Annotated in this window: 11 protein-coding genes; 2 read left to right on the top strand and 9 right to left on the bottom strand. The window is 68.7% G+C overall.

Features of this window, described 5'->3' with window-relative positions:
* Window positions 1-131: 131 nt before the first annotated feature.
* The 6 genes from DS843_RS26470 to DS843_RS26445 all read right to left on the bottom strand — a co-directional run bounded on the left by DS843_RS26470 (window position 132) and on the right by DS843_RS26445 (window position 8,101).
* Complete coding sequence (locus tag DS843_RS26470) at window positions 132-1,481, bottom strand: M16 family metallopeptidase (protein ID WP_149471824.1); 1,350 nt, start codon at window positions 1,479-1,481, stop codon at window positions 132-134.
* Window position 1,482: 1 nt separating this feature from the next.
* Window positions 1,483-2,889: a M16 family metallopeptidase gene (locus tag DS843_RS26465; protein WP_149471823.1), complete on the bottom strand. Its 1,407-nt coding sequence runs from the start codon at window positions 2,887-2,889 to the stop codon at window positions 1,483-1,485.
* A 118-nt stretch (window positions 2,890-3,007) separates the two neighbouring features.
* Window positions 3,008-3,619, bottom strand: a complete 612-nt coding sequence (locus DS843_RS26460; RefSeq protein WP_286192337.1) for a DUF3035 domain-containing protein — start codon at window positions 3,617-3,619, stop codon at window positions 3,008-3,010.
* 65 nt (window positions 3,620-3,684) lie between these two features.
* Window positions 3,685-4,188 (bottom strand): signal peptidase II, encoded by a 504-nt coding sequence (gene lspA, locus DS843_RS26455; RefSeq protein WP_149471821.1) that lies wholly within the window; start codon window positions 4,186-4,188, stop codon window positions 3,685-3,687.
* Between the two features lie 140 nt (window positions 4,189-4,328).
* Window positions 4,329-7,184 (bottom strand): isoleucine--tRNA ligase, encoded by a 2,856-nt coding sequence (ileS, locus tag DS843_RS26450; protein ID WP_149471820.1) that lies wholly within the window; start codon window positions 7,182-7,184, stop codon window positions 4,329-4,331.
* A 206-nt stretch (window positions 7,185-7,390) separates the two neighbouring features.
* Window positions 7,391-8,101, bottom strand: coding sequence for an orotate phosphoribosyltransferase (locus DS843_RS26445; RefSeq protein ID WP_149471819.1), 711 nt, complete (start codon window positions 8,099-8,101; stop codon window positions 7,391-7,393).
* 132 nt (window positions 8,102-8,233) lie between these two features.
* Between DS843_RS26445 and DS843_RS26440 the strand changes: the two genes are divergently transcribed.
* Both DS843_RS26440 and DS843_RS26435 read left to right on the top strand, forming a co-directional pair.
* On the top strand, window positions 8,234-8,488 hold the full coding sequence (locus tag DS843_RS26440) for an AbrB/MazE/SpoVT family DNA-binding domain-containing protein (RefSeq protein WP_149471818.1): 255 nt from the start codon (window positions 8,234-8,236) through the stop codon (window positions 8,486-8,488).
* Complete coding sequence (locus DS843_RS26435; protein ID WP_149471817.1) at window positions 8,485-8,826, top strand: type II toxin-antitoxin system PemK/MazF family toxin; 342 nt, start codon at window positions 8,485-8,487, stop codon at window positions 8,824-8,826. Before DS843_RS26440 ends, DS843_RS26435 begins: the two co-directional genes overlap by 4 nt.
* 4 nt (window positions 8,827-8,830) lie before the next feature.
* Here DS843_RS26435 and DS843_RS31400 read toward each other — a convergent pair whose 3' ends face one another.
* The 3 genes from DS843_RS31400 to DS843_RS26425 form a co-directional block, all read right to left on the bottom strand.
* The gene (locus DS843_RS31400; RefSeq protein WP_167525478.1) at window positions 8,831-9,007 is read right to left on the bottom strand and encodes a hypothetical protein; all 177 of its coding nucleotides are present in this window, start codon (window positions 9,005-9,007) and stop codon (window positions 8,831-8,833) included.
* 3 nt (window positions 9,008-9,010) lie between these two features.
* On the bottom strand, window positions 9,011-9,973 hold the full coding sequence (locus tag DS843_RS26430; protein WP_149471816.1) for a bifunctional riboflavin kinase/FAD synthetase: 963 nt from the start codon (window positions 9,971-9,973) through the stop codon (window positions 9,011-9,013).
* A 189-nt stretch (window positions 9,974-10,162) separates the two neighbouring features.
* Complete coding sequence (locus DS843_RS26425; RefSeq protein ID WP_149471815.1) at window positions 10,163-10,612, bottom strand: MaoC family dehydratase; 450 nt, start codon at window positions 10,610-10,612, stop codon at window positions 10,163-10,165.
* Between the last annotated feature and the right edge of the window lie 125 nt (window positions 10,613-10,737).

Here is a 10,737-nt window from a genome sequence, read left to right as displayed (position 1 = left end):
GGCCAGCGCTTGATCCCAGCGCGCCGCGGCTCGCCCGACACATCGCCGACCCGCCCAGACGACGAACACGCCAGACCGAAACCATGCCGGCTCCTTTCATAAGGAGACAAGCATGTTAGCGCCTATGCCCCTCAGCTCCCCCCCTCGATCGTCCGCGTCGCCGTCACCCCCTCCGGGCGGCCCACCAGGACGGTCAGCAGCCGGTCGGGGTCGAGCAGCCGCTTCGCCACGCGCTGCACGTCCGCCTGGGTGACGCCGTTGATGAAGGCGTCGCGGCGGTCCAGATAGTCGATGCCCAGCCGATCGCGCCGGACCTGAAGCAGGATGCCCGCGATGGCCTGGGTGCTGCTGAGCTGGAGCGGGAAGCTGCCGGTCAGGTAGGTCTTGGCGTCGGCCAGTTCCTCCTCCGTCACGCCCTGTTCGGCCATGCGCCTCCATTCCTGACGCATGATGTCCAGCGCCTGCCCGGCCTTGGCGTTGACCGTGTTGCCGCCGGCCATCACCAGGGCGGAATGGTCCAACGAGATCAGGTAGCTGTAGACGCCGTAGCTGAGGCCGCGCTTCTCCCGCACCTCCTCCATCAGGCGGGAGCCGAAGCCGCCGCCGCCCAGCACGTAGTTCATCACGGTCGCCGCGTACCAGTCGGGATCAGAGCGCTTGATCCCCGGCTGGCCCATCAGCATGACGCTCTGCGCGGTCGGGCGGGTGGCGACCAGCGTTTCGCCCAGCCCCTTCGGCTCCACGTTGGCGATGGTGTAGGGTGCGGAGATGGCCGGCAGGGCGCCGAACACCTGGTCGAGCGCGCGGCCCAGATCCTCCGGCGTGATGTCGCCTGCCGCGGCGACGATCAGCCGGTCGCGCGCGAAGCCGGTCTTCACGAAGCCGCGCAGGTCGTCCGGCGTGATGGCCGGCAGCGAGTCCAGCGTGCCCCGGATTTCGTCGCCGTAGGGATGGCCGGGGAAGGCGGTCGAATAGAACAGCCGCCGCGCGACGTAGTTGGGGTCCGCCTGATCCCGGCGCAGGCTGGACAGCACCGCGGCCCGCATGCGCTCCACCGCCTCCGCGTCGAAGCGCGGCTCGGTCAGCGACAGGCGGGCCAGTTCGAAGGCCTCGTCGCGGCGGTCGCTCAGCGTGCGCAGGCTGCCGGCGAAGGCGTCGCGCCCGGCGTCGTAGCCCAGCGCGATGGCGTTGTCCTGAAGCCGGGCGGCGAAGGTCTGGCTGTCATAGGGGCCGGCGCCCTCGTCCAGCGTGCGCGCGGCGAGGTTGGCGAGTCCCTCCTTGCCCTTGGGGTCGGACGCGCCGGCCCCTTCGAAGGCCCATTCCAGCGCGATGATGGGAACCTTGTGGTCCTCCACCAGCCACGCCTCGATCCCGCCGGGGCTGACCACCCGCTTGATCTCGATGGCGGAGGCGGGTGACGTGAAGGCGAAGACGAGAAGGAAAAGGCAGGCGCCGAAGACGCGCTTGGGAATGGCGATCATCTCAGCTTCCCTTGTCCTGGAGCGGCAGCAGAAGGCCGGTGACGTGGTTGGTCTTGCCCAGCACGGCGCGGGCGGCGGCGTTGACCTGTTCGGCGGTCACCGCGTCGATTCGCACGGGCCAGTTCTCCACATCGTCGATGGTCTGGCCGGTGGCGATGGCCGCACCCAGCGTCTGGGCCGGGCCGGTCAGGCTGTCGCGGGCGTAGGCGGCCTCGGCCAGCATGCGCTTGCGGGCGGTGGCGACCTCCTCCTCGGTCACGCCCTGTTCCACGACCTTCCGGATTTCCGCCTCCAGCGCCGCTTCCAGCTTGTCCATGGGCACGCCGGGCGCCGGCGAGGCGCCCGCCGCCAGCGACGTCCTGTCCCAGGCCGACGGGCTGTAGCCAAGCCAGGCCGAGGTGGCGATGCGCTGATCCACGACGAGGCTGCGGTAGAGGCGGGAGGTCGGGCCGCCGCTCATGATCTCGGACAGCACCTGGAGCGGGTAGGCGTGACCCTCCGTGTCGGTGCGGTAGGAGGGGGCGAGCCAGTTCCGGCGGATGGAGGGCTGGCGCACCTCGTCGTCGCGCAGGATCACCCGGCGGGCCGCGCCGATGGGCGGCTCCTGCACGCGGACGCGCTCCGGCACCGGGCGGGCGGCGATGCTGCCGTAGTATTTCTCGGCGAGCGGCTTCAGCTCCTCCGCGGTGATGTCGCCGGACACCACCAGCACCGCGTTGTTGGGCGCGTACCAGCTCTTGTAGAAGGACTCCGCGTCCCCCCGCGTCAGGGTGGACATCTCCTGCGGCCAGCCGATGATCGGGGTGCCGTAGGGGTGGTGCACGTAGAGGGTGGCGTTGATCTGCTCCCCGATGCGGTCGGCGGGCTCGTTCTCGATGCGCTGGCGGCGCTCCTCGATGATGACGTCGCGCTCCGGATAGACGAGCTGATCGGTCAGGCGGAGGTTCGACATGCGGTCGGCCTCCATCTTCATCACCAGCTCCAGCCGGTCGCGCGCCACGTTCTGGAAATAGGCCGTGTAGTCCCAGGAGGTGAAGGCGTTGTCGCGCCCGCCGTTCTTGGCGACGATGCGGGAGAAGGCGCCGGGCGGGATCTCCTCCGTCCCCTTGAACATCAGATGTTCCAGGAAATGGGCGATGCCCGACACGCCGCGCGGCTCGTCCGCCGCTCCCACCTTGTACCAGACCATGTGGGTGACCACCGGCACGCGCTGGTTGGTGACCAGCACGACCTGCATGCCGTTGGACAGGGTGAAGGTCTCCGGGAAGAAGACGCCCTTCTCGGCGGCGAAGGCGGGGGCGGCGGCGGGGGTGGTTGCGGCCAGGGCGAAGGCCAGGACCCCCGCGGCGGCAAGCTGGCGCCAGGGTCGTTTCCAGAATGGCGGGGCGGTGGGGCCGTTGGGGAGCATGGGCCTCTCGTTTGTGGGATGCGAAGGGCGGCGGGATGCAAAAAGGGGCGCCCCCGGCTGGGAACGCCCCCTAGATACTGGTGCGGCGAACCGCCCGGAACAATGCCCCGGCGGCGGCTTAGAACAGCCCTTCCAGCGGCGCCTTGCGCTTGCGCACGATGGTCGGGACGGTGCCGTCGTTCAGCGCCTTGCCGGTGGCCTGGGCCTCGCGCAGGCGCTGGTTTTCCTTCTTCGGATCGACGATCTCGTAGGGCTGCTCCTGCGTCTGCCAGAACAGCAGGGAATCGATCCAGCCCTTGTCGGCGACGACGAGCTGGGTCGTCTCCTGATCGACCTTGTTGCGGATGCCCGGCTCGATGCCGCCCTTGGCGCCGGCCTGGGCGATCAGGGCCGACTCGCCTGCGGTGCCGCCGGCCGTCCGTCCGGCCGCGGCGGTGGCGCGGGAGGAGCCGCCGAAGACCGAGGCGGCGGCCACCGCGGCGGAGGTGGAGTCCTGCGGACGCGCCGCGCCGGGGCGCGGTTCCGGCAGGCGGGCGAGGCTGGGAGGCATGGTCAGCGGCGCGCGGGACACGACCGTGAACTCGTCCGGGCTCGTGCGGTCGAGACCGATGGAGCGGCGGACGTCGGTGCATCCGGTGAGCGCCAGCGCGACGAGCGCCAAGCCCAGCAGCGGACCCCGCCCCAGGGAACGGGTGGAGCGCCGCGCGATGGAGGAGGCGGAGGAAAGCATGGTCACGTTCAAGTCCCGTCGTCAGTCAGGCCGCGTCCCTTATAGCGGCTCCGTCGCGTGAACTATTACGACTTTTCGCGGCCCGCGAACAGTCCATCCAGCACAAGAAGCGCCACACCGACGCTGATTCCGCTGTCCGCGACGTTGAAAGCCCAGAAATGCCACCCCCCGATATGGAAATCGAGGAAATCGGCGACGGCCCCGTAGAGGAAGCGGTCGATCACGTTTCCGATGGCTCCGCCGATGACCATGCCCAGCGCCAGGGCGAGGTAGCGCCGGTCGGCCTGCCGCAGCCACAGCACCAGCGCCACCACGATGGCGAAGGCCACCGCGGCCAGCACGTAAGGCATCCAGGCGTGGGAGCTGCCGAAGGTGCCGAAGCTGACCCCGGTGTTCCAGGCCAGCACCAGATTGAAGAAGGGCGTGACCTCGATGACCCGTGGATAGGGCTGCATGACCACGTCGAGAATCCACCATTTGGTGAGCTGGTCGAGGACCACCACCAGCGCGGCGACGGACAGGCCGAAGACCGTGTAACTGCGGCTGCCGGACGTGGAGAGGCTGCTCATTCTGGACTCCGGAGAGTGATTGCGCGGTGCCCCCACCCCGGCCCTCCCCCGCTGGGCGGGGGAGGGAGATGGGGTCTCCCTTGTTCCCTCCCCCGCCCAGCGGGGGAGGGTTAGGGTGGGGGTTCCGCGCAGGGGCTTCTTTAGAACGCCGCTTCCGCGTCCACGGCTTCGGCGCAGCGGAGGCACAGCGTCGGGTGTGCGGCGTTCGTGCCGACCTCCGGAAGAATCTTCCAGCAGCGCTCGCACTTGCCCCCTTCGGCGAGGCCGGGCACCACCGCGATGCCGGCCACGTCGGGCAGGACGAACGCACCGTCAGGGGCCGCGCCCTCCGTCACCGTGATCTGCGAGGTGATGCAGACCTCGGCGAAGTCCACGCCGTCGAGAAGCGCCTTGGTCGCCGCGTCCACGAAGACGGTCGGGTTGGCCTGGAGGGACGATCCGAACTTCTTGTTGGCCCGCTCCAGTTCCAGCGCGCCGGTGACGGTGCGGCGGACGGTGCGGATGGCCTCCCACTTGGCGGCGAGATCGTCGTTTCGCCACTCCGCCGGGATGGCCGGGAAGACGCGCAGATGGACGCTCTCCTCAGTCCAGCCCTCGACCCCGGCCAGACCCTCCGGACGGGCGAGCCACGCCTCCTCCGCCGTGAAGCAGAGGATCGGTGCCAGCCACGCGGTCAGGGTGGAGAGCAGATGCTCCATCACCGTGCGGACCGAGCGGCGGCGGACCGAGCCCGGCGCGTCGCAGTAGAGGCTGTCCTTGCGGACGTCGAAGTAGAAGGCTGACAGCTCCACAGCGCAGAAATTGTGGATCGCCACCGACAGGTCGTGGAAGTCGTAGGCCTCGATCTTCGCGCGGACCAGCGCGTCCAGCTCCGACAGGCGGTGCAGGACCCAGCGCTCCAGCTCCGGCATCTCCGCCACGGCGATGCGCTCGGCCGGGGTGTAGTCGGCGAGCGCGCCCAGGATGTAGCGCAGCGTGTTGCGCAGTCGGCGGTAATGGTCGGCCTGATACTTGATGATCTCCGGCCCGATGCGCTGGTCCTCGGTGTAGTCGGTGCTGACCACCCAGAGGCGCAGGATGTCGGCGCCGTACTTGTCGCAGACCTCCTGCGGGGCGACCACGTTGCCCAGCGACTTGGACATCTTGCGGCCCTGCTCGTCGAGCGTGAAGCCGTGCGTCAGAACCGCGTCGTAGGGCGCGCGGCCCCGCGTGCCGCAGCTTTCCAGCAGCGAGGAGTGGAACCAGCCGCGGTGCTGGTCGGAGCCTTCAAGGTACAGCGAGGCCGGCCACTTCAGTTCGGGCCGCTGCTCCAGCACGAAGGCGTGGGTCGAGCCGGACTCGAACCACACGTCCACGATGTCCCGGACCTGCTCGTAATCGTCGGCGCGGTGGGCGTTGCCGAGGAAGTCCTGCGCCGGGCGGGCGAACCACGCGTCGGAGCCTTCCTTCTCGAAGATGTCGGCGATGCGGGCGAACACCTCGGCGTCGCGCAGGATCTCGCCCGTCTCCTTGCGGACGAACAGGGCGATGGGCACGCCCCAGGCGCGCTGGCGGCTGATGCACCAGTCCGGGCGCTGCTCGATCATCGCGCGGATGCGGTTCTCGCCCTGGGCCGGGAACCACGTCGTGTCGGAGATCGCCTGGAGCGCCGTCCTGCGCAGGTCGTTCGTCTCCATGGAGATGAACCACTGCGGCGTGGTGCGGAAGATCAGCGGGGCCTTCGACCGCCAGGAATGCGGATAGCTGTGCTTGATCCTGCCCTTGGCGAGCAGCGCCCCGACCTCCGCAAAGGCCTTCAGCACGGCGCCGTTGGCCTCGCCCGGCTTTCCTTCCGCGGTGTAGACGCGCAGGCCGGCGAACATCGGCACATGGTCGTAGTAGCGCCCGTCCTCGCCGACCGTCTGCGGCACCTCGATGCCGTTGGCCTGACCCAGGTGGAAGTCGTCCTCGCCGTGGCCCGGCGCGATGTGGACGAAGCCGGTGCCGGCGTCGGTCGTCACGAAGTCGCCGGCCAGCAGCGGCACCTTGAAGTCGTAGCCGCCGCGGGTCAGCGGGTGGTGGCAATAGCCGCCGGCCAGACGCGAGCCCGGGAAGCGGTGCAGCAGCCGCGCGTCGGTGATCTTCGCTTCCTTGAAGACGCCCTCGGCCAGCGCGGTGGCCAGCACGAGCCGCTCGCCGACCTCGGCGAGGCTGCCCTCCTCGACCGCCAGCACCTTGTAGACCGCGTATTCGATGTCCTCGCCGAAGGCGATGGCGCGGTTGCCCGGCAGGGTCCAGGGGGTGGTCGTCCAGATGACGATGTTGGCGTCGTCGACCTCCGGCGCCGGCGAGCCCCAGATGGCGAAGCGCGCGAAGACGGTGGTGGAGGTGTGATCGTGGTACTCGATCTCCGCCTCGGCCAGCGCGGTCTTCTCCACCACCGACCACATGACCGGCTTGGCGCCCTTGTAGAGGCCGCCGTTCATGGCGAACTTGTGGATCTCGCGGACGATCTGCGCCTCGGCGGGCAGCGTCATGGTCAGGTACGGGTCGGCCCAGTTGCCCTCCACGCCCAGGCGGCGGAACTCGCCGGCCTGGATGTCCACCCATTTCTGGGCGAACTGGCGGCACTCGGCGCGGAACTGGTTGAGCGGAACCTCGTCCTTGTCCTTGCCCTCGGCCCGGTACTTCTCCTCGATCTTCCACTCGATGGGCAGGCCGTGGCAGTCCCAGCCGGGGACGTAGTTGGAGTCGTAGCCCTGCATCTGGCGCGAGCGGACGATGACGTCCTTCAGCACCTTGTTGACGGCGTGGCCGATGTGGATGTTGCCGTTGGCGTAGGGCGGGCCGTCGTGCAGGACGAACTTTTCGCGGCCCTTCGCCGTCTCGCGCAGCCGCTGGAAGAGGCCCATCTCCTCCCAGCGCTTCAGCAGCTCCGGCTCCTTGGTGGGCAGGCCGCCGCGCATGGGGAAGTCGGTGCGGGGCAGAAAGACGGTGGACTTGTAGTCGCGGGTCATGTCGGGGATATCCTGAACCTGAAGCAGAACCGTCGGGCGGCGGCGGTCAGGCCCCCGACACACGCAAACGAGGCGGTCCCGGCCCCCCTCAGGAGGCCGGGTTGGTAATTCGCGCCATACGCGCCATGACCCACGCCGGGTAGCTCATGGCGCGGGATATTAGCGGTGTGGGCGGTGCGGTCAAGGCGCGGCGCCTCGGGGCGGCGTCAGTCGAAGCTCGCCTTGCCGCCGTGGGCGGCGGACCAGCCGACCGGGTCGTTCAGGAACTTCTCGACTTCCGACAGGGTGTTCTCGTCGAAATAGCGGTTCTCGCGGGCGACCTTCAGCACATCCCACCAGGTGCACAGCTCGTGCAGGCGGACGCCGATACGGTCCATGTTGGTCTTCGACTGCGGGAAGATGCCGTAATGGAAGATCACGAAGCTGTCGGTCACCGTGGCCCCGCCGTTGCGCAGCGCCGTGACGAAGTTCTCCTTGCTCTTGCCGTCGGTGGCGAGGTCCTCGACCAGGATGACCCGCTGCCCCTCGGTCAGCACGCCCTCGATCTGGGCGTTGCGCCCGAAGCCCTTCGGCTTCTTGCGGACATACTGCATGGGCAGTTCCAGCCGCTCGGCGATCCAGGCGGCGAAGGGGATGCCCGCCGTCTCGCCGCCGGCCACCGCGTCGATGCTCTCATAGCCGATCTCGCGCTCGATGGTCTGGACGGCGAAGTCCATCAGAGCCTTGCGGGCGCGCGGGAAGGACACGATGCGCCGGCAGTCGGTGTAGACCGGGCTCGCCCAGCCGGAGGTGAAGATGAAGGGCGTCTCGGCGTTGAAATGCAGCGCCTTGATTTCCAGCAGGATCTTCGCGGCGGTGGCGGCGATGGTCGCCCGGTCACCATTGGTCGGGACGGGCAGGGCAGCGGCGGTGGTCATGGCCTAACGGCTCCCAGGGAGGCTCAAACTGTCCCGTGTGTAGCCCCCCGGCGTGCGAATCGCAATGGCCGGTCCTTGCCGGACGACCGGCCATAGGGTAGGTAATGAGGTAATGAGGTAAGGAGTCGGCGCATGGGAATGATTCGCAACGCCAAGGTGACGGAAAAAGGGCAGGTGACCATTCCCGTGGAGATCCGCCGCCTGCTGGGCATCGAAGACGGCGGCGGACCGGTGACCTTCCGCGAGGAGAACGGGGTGGTGGTGATCCAGTCGGCCCGGAAGCCGACCCTGCGGGAACTGGTCGCCGGCTTCGACCCGGAGCGCCACCGCCATGCGCCGGAAGAGCGGACCTGGGACGACGAGCCGAAGGGACGCGAACGGCTGTGAGCGGCTATGTGCCTGATGCGGGCGACATCATCTGGATCGACATGAGCCCGCAAGCCGGGCAGGAAACGGCCTTCCGTCACCCCGCGGTCGTCCTGACACCGTCTTATTACAGTGTGGCGACCGGTCTGGCACTGATCGTGCCGATGACGACCAAGGCGAAAGGCGGCAGCTTCGAGGTGCCGATGCGAGGGGAGCAACGGGCCAAGGGCGTTGTTTTGGCGAACGAGTTGCGCACCGTCGATTACGCCGCCCGGAACGCCGAGAAATTCGACCGATGCCCCAGCGATGTGCTTCGGACGATCCGTGACATCGGCGAAGCGCTGGTGCGCGGCGAATAGCCCGTCACTTCCCCGGCAGCGCCAGCGTGATGCAGCGGGTCAGCACAGGGTTGCCGGTCATCTCGCGGTAGGCCTGGACGATGGTGGGCTCGGCGGCCTTGCACTGCTCCATCGTGGCGAACTCGATGGTGGTCGGGCCGCCCTGGTTCAGGATGAACAGCAGAAGGATCACGCGGTCCATCGCTCAGCCCTCCGTCCGGTCGGGCGGTTCCTTGGCGAGAACGGCGCGGGCCGCCGCGGCGTCCTGGACGATCTGGTCCTTCAGTTCGGTGAAGCTGGCGAACTTGCGCTCCGGCCTCAGGAACTCGATGAGCTGCACGCGCAGGTGCTGGCCGTAGAGGTCGCCGTCGAAATCGAGGATGTGGGTCTCCAGCCGTTCCACCGTTCCGCCCACGGTCGGGCGGCGGCCCAGGTTGGCGACTCCGTCGCGCCAGACGGTGGACGGCCCCTGGTCGACGCCGGTCCGCACCGCATAGACGCCGAAGGCGGGGCGCAGATAGTCGGCCAGTTCCACGTTGGCGGTGGGGAAGCCGATGGTGCGTCCCTTGTGGTCGCCATGCTCGACGCGGCCCTCGATTTCCCAGGGGGAGCCGAGCAGCCGGGCCGCCTCGCGCGGGTTGCCGGCGACCAGCGCGTCGCGCACGCGGGTGGAGGAGTAGACGCCCTCCGCATCGTCGGACACGGGTCCGACCTCCGTCACGCCGAAGCCGTGCGCCGCTCCGGCCTGCCGCAGCAGGGCGGGGTCGCCGCCGCGCCCGTGGCCGAACAGGAAGTCGTAGCCGCAGACGACGTGCCGCACGCCCAGCCCGGCCACCAGATCCTCCCGGATGAAGGCGTCGGCGGTCTTGTGCAGGAAGCTGTCGTCGAAATGGCAGACGAACAGAAGATCGACCCCCAGCGCCTCGATGTGGCGGGCCTTGACGCGGAAGGGCGACAGGCGGAAGGGGGCGTCGTCGGGGCGGAAGACGGAGCGGGGGTGCGGTTCGAAGGTCATCACCGCCGACGGCGCGCCGAATTCGCGGGCGATCCGCTGGGCGGTGGCGATCACCGCCTGATGGCCGCGGTGCACCCCGTCGAAGTTGCCAAGGGCGACGACGGCCCCGCGGGCGTCCTCCGGCAGGTCGGCGGTGTGTCGGAACAATCGCATGCGTGCACGCCCTGATGGTCTGCGGGCCACGGACGGCCCCCGGAAACGATGGCGGCCCGCCATCGGGCGGGCCATGCCATGGGCGTCTTATATAGACCGGAGCCGGCGCGTGGTCTACGCACCGGCGACCGGCAAGACATTTCGGCGGAAAAAGGCTTGTCGGTGGAAAAAGGCTTGCCCGGAGGGCGGTCAGCCGCGGGTGGGGACCATCAGCGTGGCCTCGCCCTCGATCACCACCGTCTCGCCCACGGTGCAGACCGTGCGGACGATGACGCGGCGCTTTTCCGGGATCACCTCGGTCACGGTGGCGCGGGCGGTCACCGTGTCGCCGGCGCGGACCGGCGCCTTGAAGCGCAGGGTCTGGCCCATGTAGATGGCGCCCGGCCCCGGCAGCTTGGTGCCCAGAACGGCGGAGATGAAGCTGACGCTCAGCATGCCGTGGGCGATGCGGCCCTGGAACATGGTGCCGCTGGCGTATTCCTGGTTCAGGTGGACCGGGTTGGTGTCGCCGGAGATGCCGGCGAACAGAACGATGTCCGCCTCGGTGACCGTCTTCGCGAAGGACGCCGTCATGCCGACGGAAAGATCCTCGATGCAGTGGCCTTCGTTGTCCCTCTGGATCTGGCGAACATCGTCCATAACGCGGTTCCTTTTCATCAAGCACCGGCGAGGCGGCGCGACAACACGTATGGTGCGGTGCGATATATGCACTGCAACCACATGATGGCAACACGAGTCGCCTGAAATAGTGAAAAAATCTCTAA

It is taken from the genome of Roseomonas genomospecies 6 (assembly GCF_008365375.1).
In the GTDB taxonomy this organism is placed as follows: domain Bacteria; phylum Pseudomonadota; class Alphaproteobacteria; order Azospirillales; family Azospirillaceae; genus Azospirillum.
This window is presented reverse-complemented; position numbering and strand designations above follow the sequence as displayed.

Bases quoted from the DNA above. Each gene is read 5' to 3' on its own strand.
- DS843_RS26470 (WP_149471824.1), bottom strand. From the start codon at position 1,481: ATGATCGCCATTCCCAAGCGCGTCTTCGGCGCCTGCCTTTTCCTTCTC.
- DS843_RS26465 (WP_149471823.1), bottom strand. From the start codon at position 2,889: ATGCTCCCCAACGGCCCCACCGCCCCGCCATTCTGGAAACGACCCTGG.
- DS843_RS26460 (WP_286192337.1), bottom strand. From the start codon at position 3,619: ATGCTTTCCTCCGCCTCCTCCATCGCGCGGCGCTCCACCCGTTCCCTG.
- lspA (WP_149471821.1), bottom strand. From the start codon at position 4,188: ATGAGCAGCCTCTCCACGTCCGGCAGCCGCAGTTACACGGTCTTCGGC.
- ileS (WP_149471820.1), bottom strand. From the start codon at position 7,184: ATGACCCGCGACTACAAGTCCACCGTCTTTCTGCCCCGCACCGACTTC.
- DS843_RS26445 (WP_149471819.1), bottom strand. From the start codon at position 8,101: ATGACCACCGCCGCTGCCCTGCCCGTCCCGACCAATGGTGACCGGGCG.
- DS843_RS26440 (WP_149471818.1), top strand. From the start codon at position 8,234: ATGGGAATGATTCGCAACGCCAAGGTGACGGAAAAAGGGCAGGTGACC.
- DS843_RS31400 (WP_167525478.1), bottom strand. From the start codon at position 9,007: ATGGACCGCGTGATCCTTCTGCTGTTCATCCTGAACCAGGGCGGCCCG.
- DS843_RS26430 (WP_149471816.1), bottom strand. From the start codon at position 9,973: ATGCGATTGTTCCGACACACCGCCGACCTGCCGGAGGACGCCCGCGGG.
- DS843_RS26425 (WP_149471815.1), bottom strand. From the start codon at position 10,612: ATGGACGATGTTCGCCAGATCCAGAGGGACAACGAAGGCCACTGCATC.